Source organism: Prevotella dentalis DSM 3688 (genome assembly GCF_000242335.1).
GTDB classification, from domain to species: Bacteria; Bacteroidota; Bacteroidia; order Bacteroidales; family Bacteroidaceae; genus Prevotella; species Prevotella seregens.
The window spans coordinates 631,973-654,040 of sequence record NC_019960.1 but is presented as its reverse complement, the minus strand read 5'-3'; the positions used below and the strand labels follow the sequence as shown (position 1 = coordinate 654,040).

General features: G+C 58.0%; 18 protein-coding genes. 10 read left to right on the top strand and 8 right to left on the bottom strand.

Annotation, left to right across the window (positions count from 1 at the left end; translation table 11 throughout):
- Positions 1 to 274: 274 nt before the first annotated feature.
- Positions 275 to 1,183 carry a DUF6261 family protein gene (locus PREDE_RS02620; protein ID WP_044127326.1) on the bottom strand — a complete coding sequence of 303 codons (909 nt, stop codon included), beginning with the start codon at positions 1,181 to 1,183 and terminating at the stop codon, positions 275 to 277.
- A 389-nt stretch (positions 1,184 to 1,572) separates the two neighbouring features.
- Here PREDE_RS02620 and PREDE_RS02615 point away from each other — a divergent pair, with 389 nt between their 5' ends.
- Together PREDE_RS02615 and PREDE_RS02610 are read left to right on the top strand one after the other, a co-directional pair.
- A complete protein-coding gene (locus PREDE_RS02615; protein WP_005843615.1) occupies positions 1,573 to 1,824 on the top strand; it encodes a hypothetical protein in 252 nt (83 codons plus the stop codon).
- A complete protein-coding gene (locus PREDE_RS02610) occupies positions 1,814 to 2,158 on the top strand; it encodes a type II toxin-antitoxin system RelE/ParE family toxin (RefSeq protein WP_005843616.1) in 345 nt (114 codons plus the stop codon). Before PREDE_RS02615 ends, PREDE_RS02610 begins: the two co-directional genes overlap by 11 nt.
- Positions 2,159 to 2,266: 108 nt before the next feature.
- On the opposite strand, the gene PREDE_RS02605 is transcribed toward PREDE_RS02610, so the two are convergent.
- Together PREDE_RS02605 and PREDE_RS13380 are read right to left on the bottom strand one after the other, a co-directional pair.
- On the bottom strand, positions 2,267 to 5,110 hold the full coding sequence (locus PREDE_RS02605; RefSeq protein ID WP_005843619.1) for a fimbrillin family protein: 2,844 nt from the start codon (positions 5,108 to 5,110) through the stop codon (positions 2,267 to 2,269).
- Positions 5,111 to 5,337: 227 nt separating this feature from the next.
- Positions 5,338 to 5,577: a hypothetical protein gene (locus PREDE_RS13380; RefSeq protein WP_015298404.1), complete on the bottom strand. Its 240-nt coding sequence runs from the start codon at positions 5,575 to 5,577 to the stop codon at positions 5,338 to 5,340.
- 530 nt (positions 5,578 to 6,107) lie between these two features.
- On the opposite strand from PREDE_RS13380, the gene PREDE_RS13805 reads away from it, so the two are divergent.
- Entirely contained in the window at positions 6,108 to 6,254 is a 147-nt protein-coding gene (locus PREDE_RS13805; RefSeq protein ID WP_005843623.1) for a hypothetical protein, read from the top strand.
- On the opposite strand, the gene serB is transcribed toward PREDE_RS13805, so the two are convergent.
- Positions 6,251 to 7,495 (bottom strand): phosphoserine phosphatase SerB, encoded by a 1,245-nt coding sequence (gene serB / locus PREDE_RS02595; RefSeq protein ID WP_005843624.1) that lies wholly within the window; start codon positions 7,493 to 7,495, stop codon positions 6,251 to 6,253. The two genes, PREDE_RS13805 and serB, sit on opposite strands and share 4 nt — an antisense overlap.
- A gap of 153 nt (positions 7,496 to 7,648) precedes the next feature.
- Between serB and PREDE_RS02590 the strand changes: the two genes are divergently transcribed.
- The 7 genes from PREDE_RS02590 (at position 7,649) to PREDE_RS02560 (ending at position 18,339) form a co-directional block, all read left to right on the top strand.
- The gene (locus PREDE_RS02590; RefSeq protein WP_005843628.1) at positions 7,649 to 8,791 is read left to right on the top strand and encodes a CobW family GTP-binding protein; all 1,143 of its coding nucleotides are present in this window, start codon (positions 7,649 to 7,651) and stop codon (positions 8,789 to 8,791) included.
- Positions 8,792 to 8,823: 32 nt separating this feature from the next.
- Entirely contained in the window at positions 8,824 to 11,034 is a 2,211-nt protein-coding gene (locus PREDE_RS02585; protein ID WP_005843629.1) for a RelA/SpoT family protein, read from the top strand.
- Positions 11,035 to 11,647: 613 nt separating this feature from the next.
- Complete coding sequence (locus PREDE_RS02580) at positions 11,648 to 14,977, top strand: glycosyltransferase family 117 protein (protein WP_005843631.1); 3,330 nt, start codon at positions 11,648 to 11,650, stop codon at positions 14,975 to 14,977.
- Positions 14,978 to 15,079: 102 nt separating this feature from the next.
- Positions 15,080 to 15,691 carry a polysaccharide deacetylase family protein gene (locus PREDE_RS02575; RefSeq protein ID WP_005843633.1) on the top strand — a complete coding sequence of 204 codons (612 nt, stop codon included), beginning with the start codon at positions 15,080 to 15,082 and terminating at the stop codon, positions 15,689 to 15,691.
- An 18-nt stretch (positions 15,692 to 15,709) separates the two neighbouring features.
- Positions 15,710 to 16,684 (top strand): tRNA epoxyqueuosine(34) reductase QueG, encoded by a 975-nt coding sequence (queG, locus tag PREDE_RS02570; RefSeq protein WP_005843635.1) that lies wholly within the window; start codon positions 15,710 to 15,712, stop codon positions 16,682 to 16,684.
- Entirely contained in the window at positions 16,681 to 16,971 is a 291-nt protein-coding gene (locus tag PREDE_RS02565) for a hypothetical protein (protein WP_005843637.1), read from the top strand. The genes queG and PREDE_RS02565 overlap by 4 nt, the downstream gene beginning before the upstream one ends.
- A gap of 45 nt (positions 16,972 to 17,016) precedes the next feature.
- On the top strand, positions 17,017 to 18,339 hold the full coding sequence (locus PREDE_RS02560; RefSeq protein WP_005843639.1) for an MFS transporter: 1,323 nt from the start codon (positions 17,017 to 17,019) through the stop codon (positions 18,337 to 18,339).
- Positions 18,340 to 18,457: 118 nt separating this feature from the next.
- Here PREDE_RS02560 and PREDE_RS02555 read toward each other — a convergent pair whose 3' ends face one another.
- The 4 genes from PREDE_RS02555 to PREDE_RS02540 form a co-directional block, all read right to left on the bottom strand.
- Positions 18,458 to 19,882, bottom strand: coding sequence for a sulfatase-like hydrolase/transferase (locus tag PREDE_RS02555; protein ID WP_005843641.1), 1,425 nt, complete (start codon positions 19,880 to 19,882; stop codon positions 18,458 to 18,460).
- Between the two features lie 216 nt (positions 19,883 to 20,098).
- On the bottom strand, positions 20,099 to 20,659 hold the full coding sequence (locus PREDE_RS02550) for a Maf-like protein (RefSeq protein WP_005843643.1): 561 nt from the start codon (positions 20,657 to 20,659) through the stop codon (positions 20,099 to 20,101).
- 269 nt (positions 20,660 to 20,928) lie between these two features.
- Positions 20,929 to 21,447 (bottom strand): KdsC family phosphatase, encoded by a 519-nt coding sequence (locus tag PREDE_RS02545; RefSeq protein WP_005843645.1) that lies wholly within the window; start codon positions 21,445 to 21,447, stop codon positions 20,929 to 20,931.
- Positions 21,440 to 21,970, bottom strand: a complete 531-nt coding sequence (locus PREDE_RS02540) for a nitroreductase family protein (protein ID WP_005843647.1) — start codon at positions 21,968 to 21,970, stop codon at positions 21,440 to 21,442. The genes PREDE_RS02545 and PREDE_RS02540 overlap by 8 nt, the downstream gene beginning before the upstream one ends.
- Positions 21,971 to 22,068 lie beyond the last annotated feature (98 nt).

Below are 22,068 nucleotides of genomic sequence, written 5' to 3'. Positions count from 1 at the left end.
ACGATATTGAGAGTATTGTAGTTACCTTGTCTGCATAAAGGGATGGCCGGCACCCCGCGCGTGGCCGTTCATACGACCGTTATTGGATGGGGGTTGGCAAAGACAACTGGGAACAACAGATAACAACAACATGACCGTGGCGCAGCGTTGTTTATGGTTGTTTGTTGTTGTCTTTTGAATCTATGCGACATGTCGTTGCCTTTTGAACCCATGTGAAATGCCGTTGTCTTTTGAACCCATACGATATGTCGTTGTCTTTTGAATCCAACGCGCTTCACCCCTCCACTTTCTCGTACACAAAGAGGGAGCCGTTCTTGTTCTGTCCCACCCAGATGGTCCTGGACTGGCCGTCGGGCGTGGTCTGGCCCGCCACGGCAAGCTCGTAGTGCCGCTTCGCGCCCGTTCCCTCCGTCTTGCCCGTGAACGACAGGCTGCCGGCCGCAAGCCCCAGTTGCTGCTCCAGCGCGGCGAAACCCGGCCGCAGATGCGCCTCGTGCTCGGCACGCCGGCGGTCGCGCGCCGTCTGCGACGTGCCGGCGCGGTGGGCCAAGAGCGTGCGGCGGTTGTCCACTAAGTTGTTGTACTGCGTGATGAGCGAGGCGATGGGGGCCGAGGGCTCCAGCTCGTCCAGCGCCTCGACGCGGCGCAGCACGGCCGACAGCGCACGGTCCGTCGCGGCCGTCTTGAGCTGCGCGTGGAAGAGCTTGTCGAACACCGTGTTGTCCATCTCCAGCCGGTTCACGTACAGGTCGGCGTCGATCTTCGTCACGTGCTGTGCCACGTCGTCCGTGCCCAGGTCGGCCACGAGGTTGCGGATGAGGCCCGTCTCCTTGTCGTAGTTCGATGCCGTGACGTTGGGGTAGGCCTCCATCACGCGGTTCACGGCCTCGGCGGCGGCCAGCGTGGGCGCGTCCGTGCTGTGCAGGTGCAGGGCCACGGCGAGCCGCAGGGCTTGGTACGACCTGTCGCGCCGCTCGTCGGCCTCGCGCATCTTCTGCGTGTTGGGCTCCGTGCGGGGCTGGTTGAGGGCTTTGTCCTCCTCGGCCACGGCAGTCTCGAGGGACCCGAGCACGGCGGTGAGCTTCTCGGTCTTCGCCTCCTTGCAGAGCGTGAGCACGCGGTCGGCAAACTGGTAGTGCTCCATGTTGTGGAGCTGGCTTTTTTGAACAGGTTTAATTTCCATTTTGCTAAAGGTTTAAGTGAAAGATTATGGTGGAATATTTTTCCAAGGGGTTGGAAGCGTAGCCGATGGATTTTTTTCGCTTTCCAAGGGGTTGGAAACGCTGCCAGCGACTTTTTTTCGTTTTCCAAGGGGTTGGAAATGCCAGCTGGTGGCATTTTTTGGCTTTCCAAGGGGTTGGAAGCGCATTTTTTTCCCTTTTTCTGTCCGTCCAAGCCCTTGGATGGGCAGGGAACAGGTTTCTTCGAGTCCGGGGAGTCGTTACAGGACAGCAGTCCTTGCCATGACACACCCTGTATCGGTAGATGGAATTTTGCACGCTCTAACTTGCACTTCCCGATTTTTTGCTTATATTTGCAACATGAATCGATAAACAAGAAGGAGGCAGAACAATGACTACACTACAACTTGACGCGGCCATTCACCGCGAACTGAGCTATATCGTGGGCGACGAGACGATGATGGAACAGGCGCTGCGCGCGTTGCGCCGCATACGTCGTGACCGTAAGAAAGAACAGCAACGGCAGGCCGACTCCGACGAAGAAATCGAAGCGAGGCTGCGCCGGGCGTTCTCGGAACTGAAAGACCTGAAAGCCGGCACGCTACAAGCCCGCCCGTTAGAAGAACTGCTCCATGAGTTATAGCCTGCGCACCATTCCGTCGTTCGACCGCGATGCCAAGCGGCTCGCCAAGCGATACCGCTCGCTGCGCGACGACCTGTCGAGGCTCGCCCGTGAGTTGCAGCAAGATCCCTTGCAGGGCACCGACCTTGGCGGCGGCATCCGCAAAATCAGACTTTCCATCGCCTCGAAGCAGAGCGGCAAGCGTAGCGGCGCAAGGGTCATTGTCCATGTGGAACTGCTGGCCCAGCCCGACGGTGGCACCGTCTGCTTTCTTGCCCTTTACGACAAGTCGGACCGGAGCACCATCTCCGACAATGCCATTCGCCAACTACTCATAGAGGCAGGCATCATTTGATGCCTGCCTTTTTTCATGGTATAGGGTGTGTCAGTATGTCAAAGAGCGAGAGATTTCGGGTGATCTTAACACCACCCGAAATAAAACGAATAAATCAAATCAATCGAATTATTCTGAGACAGGGCGGACAGAGAATGCGTACGACCGATGGCTGGTGTACTTCGGGTTCACGTTACCTCGGTAGAAGAACAGGTAGCAACCGTTGCCTATGTCGGCCGGGACGGCCGACCAATAGTAGCCGGCTTCGCCTATGCCGATCAGCGAACCATTGGCGTTGTGGCGATAACCCGAAGCAGGGAAATATACGGTGGCGTCAGGACTGGAAATCTTGTTGTTGAAGTTCCAACCGTTTTCCCAGGCACCACTGACATTCATTGTACCTCCGTTCTGACCATTGGTGGTGAAACCTGTGAAGGCGTTGGAAGCGGGCATCTTGAAGCCGACAGGACAGGGATCATAGATTGTCTTGATGACGGCGTTGTCGTTGAAACCTACTACATTGTTGTCGGCAGACCAAAGGTTATCGTAAGTGGCATTGCACCAATTGTACGCGTACATTTCAGTGCCCCCAGCATATATGAACATGTTCTCAGGATGCTGGATGGCATAACCCAAAGAGTGGCCACCGAGGGTGTTGTCGAAAGAGTAACTGCTACCAGATGCAAAGGCATCTGTACCGGGAAGCGCGTCCTTTCGACCGAATTGGTACAGAGTGTTGTAGAACTGACGCACGTTTCCGTCGTTCTGCGTGATGGTGATGTAGCCGACCTGCTTACCACCGGCTTGTCCCACGGTCTGCTCAACCTTCACCTTCACGCTGCGGGGAGAACGGTAGGAGGAACCACTCCAAGCTGTATATTTGAAGCCTAATGGCTCGTTGGTGAACTTGTAGGTCTTGTTCTGGTAATTGGTCACTTCCGTGGTGCTCAGCACGTCCTGCGGGGGAAACCACAGATGCCATGACCATACCACGGTGCCGCCTTTGGTGACGGCGATGACGGCATTGCCGTTCTTGATGGCGGAAGCAGGTACTTCGAAGTTCACGAAAGCATTAGTGCCAGTGCCAGACACGGTGGGGTTGATTACGAGACCGCTCTCGTCAGCCCATACTACCTTGGCACCATCGGGAGCATTGGCGCCGCTGTTGCTCTGCGTAATCCAAGGGTCGGTGATATCCTGATCAGCATGGTCTTTGAAGTGCTGCAGCACGTAAGTACCTGATACGGAGGTCTGGTACGAGCTGGGATTGTTGCTGCCGTTCGTGATGGCGTTGCCATAGACCAGTGGGATGCGGTAATGGCCCGGGGCGGAGATGACATAGCTGTTGGCCGTGCTGCGTGCTACGTTTCCGCCCTTGGTGGAGAGGTCGTAGGGACTGCCGGCGGAGCCTAATGCCGTAGCGGATTTCAACGCGTTGTTGCGGGCGGCGAGCAGATCGATAATGTTGGTGGTGAGCGTGACAGAGCCGCTTTCGGCAGCCGTTCCGCCATCGCCGTTCTCGGTGGTCAGGTTAGTCAGCCATGTAGGTTTGGTCTGCGTTTCTGCTCCCCATGTCAGACCGCCGTCGGTGCTCTCCTGATAGCTCACGACTTTCCACTTGACGGGTTGCTGCGTGTGGCTGACGGGGTCCTCGCGGTAGCTCTGCACGGTGTAGACGCCGGTTGCGGTGACATTGTATTCGACGGCGGCAGGGCTGGTTACGGTGAGCTGGTAGTCCCATGTGGACGTGTTCTGCGAGAGGGCGTAGGTCTTTGTTGTGCCGGGCTTCCATGTGCCCGAGAGGTTGGCCGTGATGGGTGTGGAGCCGTCGGAGAAGTGTATCTTCACGCTCACGCCCGAGAGCGACTGCGGAATCATGTAGAACGTGAAGTTGTCGCCGTTGTTGCCCAGGATAATCTGGTTCACGGCCGCCGTGGTGCTCACGTTCACCGTGCCGTCGCCGCCGAGGGTGAAAGTCTGCGGGGCGGAGAGGTTGCTCCATGCCGCACCCGTGCCGGTCTCGTCGGCGGAGAGCGTGTAGCGGCCCTTGCCCATGGCCCCGATGATTTCCACCTTGGTGATGGTCTTGCTGTACGACAGGTTCTGGCCCACCTTGAAGCGCACGGCCGTCAGGGCGTGGCGGAACTTGAGGTTGGTGGTGGGAGGCACGAACTGCGTGGCATACTGCACCACGCCCGAGCAGGCGGTCATGAGGTCTTTCTGGTTCTTCACGTCGGGCTCCACCTCGAAGTCCACGTAGGGTGTGCCGATGTAGGTGTCGGGAGAAATCTTGAGCCTGGCGTAGCTTGCGGCCTCGCGCGGGGCTATGGCGAAGAACTTGCCGAAAGGAACCTGCCATGACCAGTAGATGGGGCTGACGAGGGTGCCGTCGGGGTTGGTGTCCTTGTCATGGAACCACGGTGTGTTGCTGATGCCGGTTGCCGTGGTGCCGCGGTAGCCGATGGAGGAGAAGTGGCCCAGCGTTGGCAGTGTGGTGATATTGGCGCGGGTGGCGGCCTCGGTGCCGGTCGTGCTGCCGTTGCCGGAGGCCTCTGCACGCTCCGCGGCGGTTGCCGTGCGGTTGTCCTGTCGCATGGGGTTGACGCCGGCTATTGTGGTCTCAATGAGGCAGAAGTCGGTGCCGGCGGCTCCCTGCACGGCGAGCTTCTGTGTGGTGAGGTCCTCGGGTGTGAGGTTCATCATGCCCAGCTGCTCGCTGAACGCCGCGCGTGTCATGGGCACGCCCGGCATGGCCTTGGCGGCCGCCGCCTGTGCGTCGTTCTGCGCCTCGCTCACATTGAAGCTTACGGCGGCTCCCTTGTCGCCGCCATTCTTGTCATTGTCCTTGCCCAGGTCTTCGTTGGCGCACGAGCCGAGGAAGAGCCCGCCGAAAACTGCGAGCCCCGCGAGGCACACACTCATGAACGCCGCCCTGCGGGCCCTGCGTTCCAGATATTCCTTGAATCTTATCATGGTTGTTGCTTGTTGTTTAATCGTTGTCTACTTGTCAGCTTGTTTGCTTTTCCTTGCTTGCGAACTAACTTACTTGTTTTCTTAATGGTCTGCTTGTCTTAAGAGTGGCTCCGTTCTTGCTTCTCCCTTTCTCCGCGTCTCTGTGTGGGAGCTACACGAGTATGGCTCACGCAGAGGCGCAGAGGAAAGGAGGGATCGCGACAGCACCTTTTACTCTTTTACTTTTATCACTCTTCCCACGCGTCCCATCTGTTGATCCGTTTGGCTCCGGAGATTTCCGTGTCGTCATCGTCCTCTACGAGGTCTTCGATGCTGACGCTGCCTTTGTTGCCTACGGGGCCTCCACCACCAGGCTGAACCGCCGGACTATGGACAAGAATTGTGTGCTCGTTTTCTACAACGATGACTTCGCAGTTGGGGCAGACATAGGGCTGTCTGTGCTTGTCTTGCTCATTTTTCGTTTTCATGTTTATATGCTTCTTTTTAGTTTGGATTTAACATGCTTTTTGATATGCTTAAAAGCTGCTTATTTCCCTTTTCGCCCGGCTGCAAAAAGGGCATGAAAAGTGGGGCAAAGGAAACTCCGGGGAGTCCTTTGCCTATTGGGGTTGCGCGTGGTTCGCCTCGCGCGCGTACGCGTGTATGTTTTAGAGAGAGGTTACGCCAGTGGCTTGAGAGAGAGAGAGAGAGAGTAGCAAATTATTTGGAACTACCAAACAATTCGACGAAAAATTTGCAGGAAATTTTGCGGTTCCCTGCGCCTCTTCAGCTCTGTTGTATCTCTTAATGGTGTACATGTTTTGCGACAAATGCGGTGCAAAGGTAGTGAATGTTTGGGAAACAAGCAAGAAAAAAGGGTAAAAAAGTAAAAGGGTAAAAGGTAGATACACACCTTTGGGGGTACCCGTCCGCATAGTCCATGTGTGCCGTTTTACTTAAATATTGAACACCTTATTATATAAAGGTCGCAGACCCTTTCGGGCGTTTTCGCACCGGCATGAAAAAGGATTCTTCTTCAGGCCATATTAAAAACTCGGCCTGGGGCATCAACTACTTCGACACCTCGCCCGTGTACAGCGATTCGGAGGAGACCCACGGGCAAAGCGGGAAAGAACCGGCCCACAGCGATCCGGAGCGGGCCTAAAGGCGGCCCTGATCCCCCAGATAGCTGTCTTTGAATCCCAAGAAATAGAGCACGCCGTCGAGGCCCAGCGTGTTGATGCTCTGGCGCGCATTGGCCACCACGCGCGGCTTGGCGTGGAAAGCAATGCCCAGTCCGGCCTCGCTAATCATCGGCAGGTCGTTGGCCCCGTCGCCCACGGCGATGGTCTGGGCTAAATGCACTTTCTCCACCTGGGCTATGAGTTTGAGCAGCTCTGCCTTGCGGCGGCCGTCCACAACATCGCCTACATATCGGCCGGTGAGCTTGCCGTTGTCGTCGATTTCGAGTTCGTTGGCATACACATAGTCGATGCCGAACTTGCGCTGCAGGTATTCGCCGAAGTAGGTGAAGCCGCCGCTGAGGATGGCAATCTTGTACCCACACCGCTTGAGCACCTCCATAAGGCGGGGCACGCCCTCGGTGATGGGGAGCTTTTCGGCAATGTCCTGCATCACGCTCACGTCGAGGCCCTTGAGCAGGGCCACCCGCTCGGTGAAGCTTTCCTTGAAGTCTATCTCGCCGCGCATGGCCCGCTCGGTGATGGCGCGCACCTGCTCGCCCACGCCGGCACGCGCGGCCAGCTCGTCGATGCACTCGGTCTGGATGAGCGTGGAGTCCATGTCGAAGCAGATGAGACGGCGCATGCGCCGGTACATGTCGTCTTTCTGGAACGAGAAATCTATCTCCATGTCCTGCGAAAGCTGCATGAGTTCGGCCTGCATGGCGGCGCGATCCACGGGTGTTCCACGCAGCGAAAACTCGATGCAGGCCCGCACGTTGCGCTCAGGATGCTTGATGCTCATGCGGCCGGTGAGCCGCAGAATGGAGTCGATGTTGAGGCCCTGGGCCGCCACAATGTTGGCTGCACGCTCTATCTCGCGGGCCGACAGCGTGCGACCTATCACCGTCAGAATGTAGCGGTTCTTGCCCTGGCGGTCCACCCAAGCCTCGTACTCGTCGTCGGCAATCGGCGAGAAACCGATGTTCACACCGAGCGCAGTGGCCTTGAAGAGCAGCTCCTTCATCACCTGTCCCGAGCTGCGCTCGTCGATTCGGATGAGGATGCCCAGTGACAAAGTGGAGTGAATATCGGCCTGGCCAATGTCCAGCACCTTGGCATCATAGCGGGCCAGAATGCCCATCACCGAGGCGGTGAGCCCCGGGCGGTCTTGTCCCGTGATGCTAACCAATATTTGTTCTTCCTTGAGATTCTGTTCGTCCATCAATCAAAAACTGTTAATGGTGCAAAGTTAGCACATTTTTTAGACGTCTACGGCGTTTTTGGCATTTAATTTGTAACTTTGCAGGTGGCTGCCCCCAAGGGCCGCCACACGATGTGCAAACGAATCATCCTTTAAAAATAAGTCAATAGAAACATGAATCATCAGGAAACGCCCGTGCTGCTGCTCACCGGTTATCTGGGCAGCGGCAAGACCACATTACTCAACCGCATCCTTGCCAACGAGCGGGGCATCAAGTTTGCCGTCATCGTCAACGATATAGGAGAGGTGAACATCGATGCCAGCCTCATCCAGCAAGGAGGCATCGTGGGGCAGGACGACGACAGCCTGGTGGCCCTGCAAAACGGCTGCATCTGCTGCACGTTGAAGATGGATCTTGTGAAGCAACTGAACGACATCATCAGCACCCGACAGTTCGATTATATTGTCATCGAGGCCAGCGGCATCTGCGAGCCCGCCCCCATCGCCCAGACCATCAGCACTTATCCGAAGCTGCTGGCCCCCGAAGCACTGAAGAACGGAGCCGCCCGACTGGACGCCATTGTGACCGTTGTGGACGCCCTGCGCATGCGCGACGAGTTCGGACTGGGCGAGGAACTGAAGAAGAAAGACATGGGCGAGGAAGACCTGGCCAGCCTCGTGATTCAGCAAATAGAGTTCTGCAACATCATCCTGCTCAACAAAGCGGCCGAGATCAGCCCCGAGGACCTGGGCCATCTCAAGGGCATCATCCGTGAGATACAGCCCCAAGCCACCATTCTAGAGTGCAACTACGGCGACGTGGAACTCGACAAGATACTCAACACCCACGCCTTCGACTTTGAAAAAGTGGCCACTTCGGCCCGCTGGATCGAAGCCATGGAGGACGAAGACGAGGAACTGGAAAACGAAGAATCGGGCGAGGCGCTGGAGTATGGCATCCAGACCTTCGTGTACCGCCGCCGCCCGGCCATGAATCTAGGCCGCTTCGACGAGATGGTGTCTTCCCGCTGGCCGCGCAGCATCATCAGGGCCAAGGGCATTTGCTACTTCCGCGACGAGCCGGACACCTGCTACCTCTTTGAGCAGTCGGGCCGGCAGTTCAACATTACCAACGCCGGCCAGTGGTATGCCACCATGCCCAAGGACGAGCTGGAACAGTTCAAGGAGCGCAATCCCAGCGTCCGGAAAGACTGGGACGAGCAGTATGGCGACCGCATGCAGAAGATAGTCTTCATCGGTCAGGACATGGACCGCAAGGCCATCGAGGCCGAACTCGACAAGTGCCTGGAGGACTAACCGCAGGCATTCCCATCCCATCACCCAAGCACATGGAAGAGACTTTCACCTTTACCCCCGAAGAACGCCGGGCCGCCGAGGGCATACGCAGCCATCTACGCACGGCCATCGGCCCCTCGCCGCTCCCTGCCGACGAGGCCGCGCTGGAAGCCTACATCCGCCAAGGCATGGACGGCGGACATATCCACCGCGACGTTTTCGGACTCAATCCAGTGCTCACCGCGCTACAGACAGCCCAGATTGCCGTGGACGAAATAGGGCTGCGGCGCGACGGAGTGATAGCCACCCTGCTCTATGGAAGCCTCACCGGCGAGCCGGAGACGGCCAACGACATCCGCGGGAAGTTTGGCAACGACGTGGCCCACATCATTCAGGGTCTGGTCAAGATACAGAAACTCTACGAGAAAAACCCCGTCATCGAGAGTGAGAACTTCCGCAATCTGCTGTTGAGCTTTGCCGAGGACATGCGCGTCATCCTCATCATGATAGCCGATCGCGTGAATATCATGCGGCAGATACGCGACACTTCCAACAAGAGTGCCCAGCACGAGGTGGCCGAAGAAGCCAGCTATCTCTATGCCCCGCTGGCCCACAAGCTGGGCCTCTACACGCTCAAGAGCGAACTCGAAGACCTTTCGCTGAAGTATCTGGAGCACGATGCCTACTACATGATTAAGGAGAAGCTCAATGCAACCAAGCGTTCGCGCGACACCTACATCGAGCAGTTCATCGGCCCCATCCGGCAACGACTCGAGGCGGCCGGCCTAAAATTCCACATGAAAGGGCGCACCAAGTCCATCCATTCCATCTGGCAGAAGATGAAAAAACAGAAGTGCGGCTTCGAGGGCATCTACGATCTCTTTGCCATACGCATTATCATCGACTCGCCGATCGACCGTGAAAAGCAACAGTGCTGGCAGGCCTACTCCATCGTCACCGACATGTACCAGCCCAATCCCAAGCGTCTGCGCGACTGGCTCTCCATGCCGAAGTCGAACGGCTACGAGAGTCTGCACATCACTGTACTCGGTCCTGACAACAAGTGGGTGGAGGTGCAGATTCGCACCGAACGCATGGACGACATTGCCGAACACGGTCTGGCCGCCCACTGGCGGTACAAAGGCATCAAGAGCGGCGGCCACATGGACGACTGGCTGGCCAACATCCGCACCGCCCTCGAAGCCGGAGACAACCTCCAGGTGATGGATCAGTTCAAGATGTCGCTGGCTCCCGAAGAGGTGTATGTGTTCACTCCGAAAGGCGACCTCTTCAAATTCCCGGCTGGAGCCACCATCCTCGACTTTGCCTACCGCATACACTCCAAGCTGGGCAACACCTGCGTGGGCGGCCGCATCAACGGCCACGCGGTGCCCATGCGCGAGCAGCTGCACTCGGGCGACTCCGTGGAGGTGATCACCCAAAGCAACCAGACACCCAAGCGCGACTGGCTCAACCTGGTGAAAACCACCAAGGCCAAATCCAAAATCCGGCTGGCCCTCAAGGAGACCACCGTCAAGGATGGACTCTATGCCAAGGAAATGCTCGAACGCCGGTTCAAGAACCGCAAGGTGGATCTCGAGGAAAGCATCATGGGACACCTTGTCAAAAAGCTGGGGTTCAAGGAGGTTTCCGACTTCTACAAACAGATTGCCGACGGCAAGCTGGACTGCAACGACATCATCGAGAAGTATCTGGAAGTGCGCGACCATCTCCAGAACGCGACCAAGGAAAAAGAGATTCGCTCGGCCGAGAACTTCTCTTTCGAGAGCCCCGAACAGGAAATGACCCGCGAAAAAGAGGACGTGCTGACCATCGACCAGAACCTCAAGGGCATCGACTACCAGCTGGCTCCCTGCTGCAACCCCATCTATGGCGACGATATCTTCGGCTTCGTCACCGTGAGCGGCGGCATCAAGATTCACCGCACGGGCTGCCCCAATGCTCCCGAACTGCGGCGGCGCTTCGGCTATCGCATCGTCCGGGCACGATGGAGCGGCAAGAGTGCGTCGAAGTATGCCATCACCCTGCGCATCATCGGCAACGACGACATCGGCATTATCTCCAACATCACCAACATCATTTCCAAGGACGAGAAAATCGTGATGCGATCCATCAACATCGATTCGCACGACGGATTGTTCTCAGGCAACCTGGTGGTGCAGCTCGAAGACACTGCCCGTCTCCAGACGCTCATCCGCAAACTCAGCACCGTGAAAGGCGTCAAGCAGATTACGCGCCTGTAAAGACAGCGCCTCGTTCAGCCCGCACAGCTTTTCAATATTGCCATTCCGATTACTACTGTGGTTCATGGTGTCTCTGTAGGGGGCCGGCATTTGTCTTGAGACCTTTGCAGCTCTGCAACGTTCACTTCCCGTTGTCTTGGACAAATTTCCTGCGGGAAATGTTCACTTTCCGTTGTCTTGGATGAATTTCCTGCAGGAAATGTTCACTTCCCGTTGTCTTGGATGAATTTCCCGCGGGAAATGTTCACTTCCCGTTGTCTTGGATGAATTTCCTGCGGGAAATGTTCACTTCCCGTTGTCTTGGATGAATTTCCCGCGGGAAATGTTCACTTCCCGTTTTTTGATGGTTTAGCAAAGACAACGGGGACCAACACACATAACAATGGCAATACCGGGGGCACAGCGTTGTTTGCGGTTGTTATCGTTGTCTTTCAAATCCTCATACCCCGTTTGTTTCGGCAGCCACACACGGGGGTGTGGCCCTACAATTCCGAAGCACTGATAAAAGACAACTGGCAAAAAAAGTGAAAAACCGATGCCGTTACACCGTTCTCTCTCTGCTTTTTACTATCTTTGCAGGGATTTTTCGCGATTACTCAATTTTAAACTATAAATGAAACAGTACAGATTAGTAGACAATGTGCTGGGATGGCTGGCTTTCTTGATTGCCGCTTTCGTATATTGCTCTACCATTGAGCCGACAGCCTCGTTCTGGGACTGCCCCGAGTTTATCACGACCGGCTACAAACTCGAGATTGGCCATCCCCCCGGGGCGCCGTTCTTCATGCTGACGGCCAATCTCTTCAGCCAGTTTGTCAGCGACCCGGGCCAGGTGGCCCGCATGGTCAACACGATGAGCGCACTGCTCTCGGCCACGACCATCATGTTCCTTTTCTGGACCATCACCCACCTGACGCGCAAGCTCATCATGAAAGACTGGGCCGCACTCACATTGGGCAAAACCATTGCCATTGAGGCCAGTGGCATGGTCGGCGCACTGATTTACACGTTCTCGGACACGTTCTGGTTCTCTGCTGTCGAAGGCGAAGTGTACGCCTACTCCTCGGCTTTCACGGCCGTCGTGTTCTGGCTCATCCTGAAATGGGAGGACCATGCCGATGAGCCGCATGCCGACCGCTGGCTGGTGCTCATCTTCTACATGACCGGACTGAGCATCGGCGTGCACCTGCTCAACCTGCTCTGCCTGCCGGCCATCGTGCTGGTGTACTGTTATCGCCGCTTCCCCGACGTGGAAACCAAGGGATCGCTCATCGCGCTGCTCATCTCGTTTGTCATTGTGGCCGCCGTGCTCTACGGCGTCGTGCCCGGCATTGTCACCGTCGGCGGGTGGTTCGAGCTGCTGTTTGTCAACGTACTGGGCATGCCTTTCAACACGGGCCTGATGATTTACATCGTCCTGCTGGTGGCCGCCGTGCTGTGGGCCATCTACGAAAGCTATGTGGGCCTGAACAAGAAACGGGAGAACGTTTCGTTCCTCGTGGCTTTCGGTCTTATCGGCATTCCGTTCTACGGCTACGGCTGGAGTGCCGTCGTTATCGGCGTCGTCATCCTTGCCGCCGCCTTTGTACTGCTCGACCGCAAGAAGATGGTGAACAAGAAACCCGTGTATCTGGTGACCTCCCGGTTCAAGAATACGGCCCTGCTCTGCATACTGATGCTGATGATTGGCTACTCCAGCTATGCACTCATCGTGATTCGCTCGGATGCCAATCCGCCCATGGACCAGAACTCTCCCGAGGACATCTTCACCCTGGGCAACTATCTGAGCCGCGACCAGTACGGCGACCGTCCCCTCCTCTACGGCCAGGCCTATACCTCGCAGGTGGCTCTGGACCAGGAGGGCAACATGTGCATCCCCAGGAAGCAAGAGGGTGCGCCTATCTACAGCCGAAAGGAAAAGGTCTCGAAAGACGAGAAAGACTCCTACTTCGTGGTGTCGCACAAGAGCAAATATGTGTATGCCCAGAACATGCTCTTCCCGCGCATGTACGATGCCAGCCACACACAGGACTATGAATCGTGGATGGGCGGCGTGGACGGCACGGAGGTACCCTACGACCGTTGCGGCGAGGCCATGACCGTGAAGGTGCCCTCGCAGCTGGACAATCTGCGCTTCTTCCTCTCCTATCAGTGCAATTTCATGTACTGGCGCTACTTCATGTGGAACTTCGCCGGCCGCCAAAACGACATTCAAGGCAACGGCGAACTGGAGCACGGCAACTGGATTACGGGCATCCCGTTCATCGACAACGCCCGTCTGGGCGACCAGAGCAAGCTGCCCAACGACCTGAAGACCAACAAAGGGCACAACGTGTTCTACTGTCTGCCCCTGTTGCTGGGCATCATCGGCCTGTTCTGGCAAGCCTTCCGCGGCCGCCGCGGCATCCGCCAATTCTGGGTGGTGTTCTTCCTCTTCTTCATGACGGGCCTGGCCATTGTCATCTATCTGAACCAGACTCCAGTGCAGCCACGCGAGCGCGACTACGCCTACGCCGGTTCGTTCTACGCCTTTGCCATCTGGTGTGGCATGGGTGTGGCCGCCATCATCGACCTGATGAAGAAGTATCTGAAACTCGACAACGTGGCAGCCACCGCCGCGGTGTCGCTGCTGTGTCTGCTCGTTCCCATCCAGATGGCCAGCCAGACCTGGGACGACCACGACCGCTCCAACCGCTACACTTGCCGCGACTTCGGCCAGAACTATCTCATGACCTTGCAGGATAAGGGCAACCCCATCATCTTCACCAACGGCGACAACGACACTTTCCCGCTCTGGTACAATCAGGAAGTGGAGGGCGTGCGCACCGATGCCCGCGTCTGCAACCTCAGCTATTTGCAGACCGACTGGTACATCGACCAGATGAAGCGCCCGGCCTATAAATCGCCCTCTGTGCCCATCACCTGGCCGAGACTCGACTTCTGCTCGGGCACCAACGAGTATGTAGAAGTGCAGGCCGGCCTGAAGCAGCAGGTGCTCGACTTCTACAAGCAGAACCCTGCCGAAGCCAAGGCACAGTTCGGCGACAATCCTTTCGAGGTGGCCAACATCATGAAATACTGGGTGCGCTCCCGCCAGCAAGACATGCACGTCATTCCCACCGACACGCTCTACGTCACCATTGACAAGGCTGCCGTGAAGCGCAGCGGTATGATGATGGCCAGCGACACCATCCCCGACCGCATGGTCATCTCGCTCAAAGGCAAGAATGCCCTGTACAAAGGCGACCTGATGATGCTGGAAATGATAGCCCACTGCAACTGGACACGTCCCATCTACGTGGCCCTCACCGTGGGCCAAGAGAACTATATGAACCTGGGCGACAACTTCATTCAGGAAGGTCTGGCCAACCGCATCTCACCGTTCCTCACCAATGTGAAAGGTGCTTCCAACTTCGATACGGAGAAAGTCTACAACAATCTGATGACCCGCTACCGCTACGGCGGCCTGTCCACCAAGGGACTCTATCTGGAAGAAACCACCATGCGCATGTGCTACACCCATCGCCGCCTCTTCGGCCAGCTGGCCCTGCACCTCATTGCAGAGCAGAAAAACGGCAAGGCCCTCAAGGTGCTTGAGAAAGCCGAGCAGGTGATTCCTACCTACAACGTGCCCATGAACTACATGAGCGGCGGCACCGACATTGCCCGTGCCTACGCTCTGCTGGGCCAAAAGAAGAAAGCCCTCGAGGTGCTACAGGCCGTATGGGACAACGCCAGCCAGTACGAGGCCTACTATCTCACGCTCACCGGCGTGCGCTTCGACGGCGCACAGCGCGACTGCATGGTGCAGTTCACCATCATGTCGCAGGTGGCAGAGATTACGGCCATGGTCGACAAGCAGCTGGCCGCCAAGCGCAGAACGCAGCTCAACAACTATTACGCTACGTACATAGGCAAGGGCGGACAGTTGCTGGAAAACTAAAATTTCCTCCCCTCGCCCAAACGCTCGAATTAGGAATCATGGCCTCTCCCGACGGGCCATGATTCCTATTTTCAGGTCTGCAACCCTTCATTCACCGACGATATGTTTATAGAGCAACCTGCCAAATGGCTCCGCTGGCTTTACCCCGCCGCCCTGTGGCGCATGGATCCCCACGAGCATGCGGTTTATCTCACGTTCGACGACGGGCCCATTCCCGCATCGACCCCTTTCATTCTCGACACCCTGCGCGAGTTTGACGCCAAGGCAACCTTCTTCATGGTGGGCGAAAACGTGTTGCGCTATCACGACCTTTACAATCGAATCGTGGCCGAAGGCCATCAGGTGGGCAACCACACCTTCAACCATATCGGAGCCTTCAAGCACTGGACCATCACCTATGCCCTGAACACGGCACAGGCCAACGAGCTTATCAAATCCCATCTCTTCCGCCCGCCGCACGGCTGGATGCGTCACTCGGTGTACTGGTGGCTGCAGCGCAAGTACAAGATTATAATGTGGGATCTCGTGACCCGCGACTATTCCAAGTGGCTCACCGCCGACGATGTGGTGCGCAACGTAAAGCGGTATGCGCGCAACGGCTCCATCATCACCTTTCACGACTCGGTGAAGAGCATCGACAAGCTGCACACCGCCCTGCCCGAGGCCCTGCGCTGGCTCAAAGAACAGGGCTATGCCTTCAAGGTGTTCGACTAACCGGCAAGGCCACACGCCATGACATCCAACGAGCAGCTCACCCAAGAAATCAAGGCCGAGGCAAAGCGTCTGGGCTTCTTTGCCTGTGGCATGGCCCGTGCCGACCGCGTGTCGGCCGCCGCCGAACGCCATCTGCGGCAGTGGCTCGACAGCGGCATGAACGCCGACATGGACTGGATGCACAACTATCTGGACAAGCGCATCGACCCGCGCCTGCTCATGGACGGGCTGCAGACCATCGTCTGCGTGGCCACCAGCTATGCCCCGGCCCGCACCCTGCCCGAGGGCGAGCCCCAGATTGCCGCCTACGCCCTGGGGCAGGACTATCACGACTTGCTGAAGCGACGGCTTCACCAGCTGGCCGCCTTTGCCCTGCGGCGGCGGGCCAGCGATGACGCCCCCACCCCGGAAACCACCGGCGATGCCCCCCGCTACCGCGTCTTTGTGGACAGCGGGCCCGTGCTCGAACGCTACTGGGCCGTCCAGGCCGGCTTGGGATGGATAGGCCGCAACCAGCAGCTCATCATCCCCCGGGCGGGCAGCATGTTCTTCCTGGGCGAATTGTTCCTCGACTTTGAACTCTGTTATGACACGCCCATGCCCGACCGCTGCGGCTCGTGCCACCGCTGCATCGACCACTGCCCCACCCACGCCCTGCTGCCCAACCGTGATTTCGACGCCCGCCGCTGCCTCTCCTACCAAACCATCGAGAACCGCGGCGAGCTCTCGCCAGAGGCCCGGGAGGCCATGGGCGACTGCATTTATGGCTGCGACCGCTGCCAGCAGGCCTGTCCTTGGAACCGTTTTGCCACGCCCAACGCCACGCCCGAGCTGCAGCCCAAACCCGAACTGCTGGCCATGACCCGCGAGAAGTGGCAGCACCTCTCCGAGGAAGACTACAGGCGGCTTTTCAAGGGTTCGGCCGTTAAAAGAGCAAAATATGCCGGGCTCATGCGGAATATATCCAATCTTTTTCGTAACTTTACGCCATGAAAACATCACCGTCCAGTACTCATCCGGCCCAACCACAGGCATCGCTGGCCGCCGACGTGACCGATTTTTTCCGCAATTTTGCACTCCACGTACTCATGGCGGCCCATGTGGATCCCAACAATCCCCGGGCTTTCAAACAGGCCATGCTTGACCACTATGAAGAAATCTACCCCCGGTTTTCACTCACTCAAGTGTTCCGCGACAACAACGGCCGCGCCCGCCACGAAGAGATGGTGAGCGAATACCGCCGCTGCTTCTCGCTGTTGCTCGCGGGCCGGCTGCCTTGACACCCCATCTACCCTCGCCATTAAATCCTAATAATTTAAATCAATATGAACAGTACCTATCAGAAAGGTCGCGCCATCGCGATCGTTGCAATGATTTTCCTTTTCGGAATGATTGCCTTTGTGACCAACCTTGCTGCGCCCATCGGCGTCATTTGGAAAAACCAACCGGCCCTGTTGGGCAGTAATACGCTCGGCATGCTGGGCAACATGATGAACTTCCTGGCCTATCTTTTCATGGGCATTCCCTCTGGCAGGCTCCTTGTCAGAGTGGGTTACAAGAAGACGGCCCTGCTGGCCATTGCCTTCGGCTTCTTCGGCGTGCTCATCCAATTCCTCTCCGGCCAGGTTCTCACCGACAGTCTTTTCATCGGCCTGCCCGCCAATTTCTTTGTCTATCTGCTCGGTGCTTTCGTAGCCGGCATCTCGGTGTGCATGCTCAACACCGTGGTCAACCCCATGCTCAACCTGCTTGGCGGCGGCGGCAACAAGGGCAACCAGCTGCTGCAGGTGGGCGGCACGCTCAATTCGTTCATGGGTACGCTCACCCCGATGTTCGTGGGCGCGCTCATCGGTACAGTGAGCAAAGACACGGCCATCACCGATGTCAACGTGGTGCTCTACCTGGCCATGGCCATCTTTGCCGGCACATTCTGCGTTCTGAGTTTCATTCCCATTGCCGACCCCGAGGGCAACGACACCTCCAGCCACACCTTTGAACGCTCGCCCTTTGCTTTCCGCCACTTCACACTCGGCGTCATTGCCATCTTCGTTTACGTGGGCACCGAGGTGGGCATTCCCGGCACGCTCAACTTCTACCTCTCCGACACCACCACGGCCGGAGCCGGTCTCGACGTGTCCACGGCGGCCACCATCGGCGGTTTTGCCGCCGGCACCTACTGGTTCCTCATGCTCGTAGGCCGCTTCGTGGCCGGGCTCATCGCCTCCAAGGTGTCCAGCCGCGCCATGATGATTGCCGCCACCAGCCTGGGCATCGCCCTCATTCTGCTGGCCGTCTTCCTGCCCAAGACCATCACAGGAAGCATGCCTGTGTTCACGGGTTCGGGCTTCGAGTCGACCACGCTGCCGCTCAGCGCCATCCTGCTGGTGCTCTGCGGTCTGTGCACGTCGGTGATGTGGAGCTGCATTTTCAACCTCGCCACCGAGGGACTGGGCAAATACACGGCTCAGGCCAGCGGCATCTTTATGACCATGGTGGTGGGCGGCGGCATCCTGCCCCTCGTGCAAAACGGCATCGCCGACACGGCCGGCTTCATGTTCTCCTACGTGGTGCCGCTGCTGGCCATGGCCTATATGCTGTTCTATGCCCTCTGGGGCTCCAAGAACGTGAACCGCGACATCGCCGTCTGACCCCTCGGGCGCACGGCCCCTCCCCTATGACAAGCCCTGTCCCGACGCCGGCAAAGCGTCAGGACAGGGCTTTTTCTTGGTCGCTGCGGCCGGCCGTCAGGGCCATGCCGTCCCGCGGTCAGGGCTGCGCGGCTGGTTTCTCCCCTGGCAGCGGCCAGCAGGGCGAGGGATGATGCTGGGCGCGCATTTCCCGGTCGAACTGCTCCACCAGCTCGGGATAACGGTCGGCCAGGTTGTAGCTCTCGGTCATGTCCTCACGAATGTTGTAGAGTTCGAGCGGTTTCCCGGGCGACACGGTCACGGCTTTCCAGTCGCCCCGGCGTGCGGCGCGCTGCTTGCCCGGAAACTCCCAGTAGAGCAACCGGTGGTCGGTGTCCACCTCCCGGCCATAGAACAGCGGCAGAATGTTCATGCCGTTCAGCCCTTGAGGCAGGGCCTTGGAGCTGCCCGTGAGGGCAGCAAGAGTGGGCATCATGTCGGGGAAATAGACCAGATTGTCCAGCCGCTGCACGGGAATGCGGCCGGGTTGGTTCACGATGAGCGGCACGCGGATGCCACCTTCGTAGAGCTGTCCCTTGTGTCCACGCAGTCCGGCACCACAGTTCAGCTCCTTGAGCGGGGCCATCACGGCCGCCCCATTGTCGCTTGCAAAGATAATGATGGTGTTCTCGCGCAGCCCCAAAGCGTCCAGCGCGCCCACCACTCTACCTATATTATAGTCCATGTGGCTCACGAGGGCGGCATACCGCTTGGTGTCGGCCGTCCAGTCGCCACGGTCGTCATACCATGAGGTGTCGTCGATGTGGTAGGGTTCGTGCGGGGCGTCGTAGGCCAGAAAGAGGAAGAATGGATGGTCCTTCTCGCGGTGGATGAAAGCGATGGCATCGTCGGTCGAGATCTCGGTGTTGTGCCGCACATGGGCGTCGTGGGCGTTCTCGCTCACCCGCACAAGGCTGTCACCATGGATGCGGTAGGAGGGATAGTAGAAGTATGTGCCGTTGCTGATGACGGTTGAAATGGTCCAGCCGTAAAACTCGTCGAAGCCGCGGTGGTTGGGCGACGCGCCCGGGTCGTAGCCGTCGAGGTGCCATTTGTTCACCAGACAGCTGCGGTAGCCTGCCGTCCCCACCACGGTGGCCAGCGTGGTGTCCTCGGGCAGCAGGTTGGCCCGCCGTATATAGGTGGTGTCGCCCCGTGGCGACACCTTCATGCCACGGATTCCTCCCACGGGGCACTGGTTGTCGCGGATGCGCGTGCTGCCCGTATTCTTGCCCGTCATGAGCGAGCAGCGCGAGGGCGAAGAGATGCCGCTGCCGGCATAGCACTGGCTGAAACGGGTGCCCGTGGCGGCCAGCCGGTCGATGTTGGGGGTCTGAATGTAGTCGTTGCCATAGCAGTGCAGGTCGCCATAACCCATGTCGTCGGCCAGGATAAACACAATGTTGGGCCGGTCGGGAGTGGCCTGCCGGGCAGGCTGCTGCGCAGCGACGGGGGCCGAAACCGTGAGCGCCACGCTGCCGAGAAGTCGAATCTTCTTTTTCATAAGTAGGTGTATTTGATTGGTTTTCAGTAGATTTTTGTTTTAAAACGCCTGGCGGGCAAGAACCGCGCCGCCGCAGGGTACTTGCGAAAACGCCTTGATCGCCCGATCTCTACGGCGTAATGGCGGGGCGAAAACGCCGTAATCGGCATGCGAAAACGGCCTTGTCGCGACGCGATGACGGCGCAGAGCTTTTGCGCCGGCCGTGCCGTCGGCCCGTCAGTCCATGTGCTGCAGCTCCTCATAGATGCGCTGCACGGGCAGCCCCATCACGTTGAAGTAGCTGCCCTCAATGCCCGTCACGCCGATATAGCCTATCCATTCCTGAATGCCATAGGCCCCGGCCTTGTCGAACGGGCGGTAGCAGGAGATGTAATGGGCTATTTCCTCGTCGGAGAGCGGCTTGAAAGTGACCTGCGTCACCACCGAAAACTGTCGTTGCCGGGCGGGCGTGGTGAGACACACGCCGGTAATCACCTGATGCGTACGGCCGCTCAGCATGCGGAGCATGCGGCGGGCATCGTCGGCGTCGCGGGGCTTACCCAGCACCTCGCTGCCCACCACGACCACGGTATCGGCCGTGAGCAGTATCTCGTTGTCGTCCAGCGTGTAGGGCGCCGCTTTCTTTTGGGCAATGTATTGGGCTATCTCTGTCACGTCCAGCGTGTCGGGATAGCTCTCGTCTATGCCCTTGATGATGCGCACTTCAAAGTCTACGTCCAGTCCTGTCAGCAGTTCCTTGCGGCGCGGCGAGTTGCTGGCCAGAATAATTTTCTTCATGGTTTTTTGAGGGAGTTAAGGAGGTAAGGAGGTAGGGAGTTAAGACAAATGGTAAATGATACGAAGAAATGGAGCTTGGGAAGCAGGGAGAGATGGCGTTGGAAAAAGAGAGAACATGCCGTGGCATACAAGGAATGGGAAGTGTTGAAGTAAGGAGAACATTCGTTTCCTACGGTGCATCCGTCTTAACTCCATCACTCCTTTAACTCCTTTAACTCCTTCTTTCCATGAACTCCATCACTCCTTAACTCCCTAACTCCCTTAAAAAATCACCACCCGAAGGCCTTGGCGTCGCTCAGCCACTTGCCTTGAGCACGGAGCACCTGCTCGAGCACGTCGCGCGCACAGCCGTAGCCGCCACGCCGCTGGGACACATAGGTGGAGACCTCTTTCACGTCGGGGCACGCGTCGGCCGGACAGCAGGCACAGCCCACACGGCGCATAATCTCGTAGTCGGGGATGTCGTCGCCCATGTAGATCACCTCCTCGTCGCGCAGTTCGTACTTGGCCAGGAAGGCCTCATACGACTGTATCTTCACCGCGCACTTCATGTAGATGTCGTCCACACCCAGATAAGCATAGCGGCTACGGATGGCTTCAGAGCTACCCCCCGTCATGATGACGATGCGCAGGCCCATCTTGACCGCCAGCTGAATGGCGTAGCCGTCCTTGATGTTGATGGTGCGCACGGGCATGCCACCGTCGTCCATGCCGATGGTCTCGGCCGAGAGCACGCCGTCCACGTCGAAGATGACGGCCCGTATCCGTGTCAGATCGTAATCAATCATCCGACCGCACGATGACGTTCTCCCACTTCAACCGGTCCTCACTTTGCGGTCTACGCTCGTCGGCGGGATGGCCGACGGCGAGCACGCACAGCACTTCCAGCTGCCCGGGCAGGTTCAGAATACCGCGAATCACCTCGCTGGCCGAGTGCCCGTCGGCCAGTCCGCGGCCGCGCATCTGCACCCAGCAGCTGCCCAGCCCCAGCTCTTCGGCCTGATACTGCATGGAAATGGCGGCGATGCTGCCGTCTTCCACCCAGCAGTCGTTGGCCTCGGGGTCGCCCATGACCACGATGGCCAGCGGGGCGCCTTTCATGAATTGCCCCCCCGTCTGCTTGGCATCCGAGAGCTTTTCGATGTCGGTGGGATTGTCTACCACGGCAAACTGCCAGTTGCGCTGCCCCTTGGAGGTGGGCGACATGAGCGCTGCACGCAGAATCAATTGCAGGTCGTCGGCGCTCACCGGCTCGGTAGTGAACTGGCGGTGGCTGCGCCGCTGCTGCACCAAAGTCTTGAAATCTGTCATATATTTGCGATTAGTGTATTTGTTGCGAGTCCTTGCAAAGTTACGAAAAAGAAAGCAGACGAAAGGGTTGCAGGTTACGGTTTTTTTGCTAACTTTGC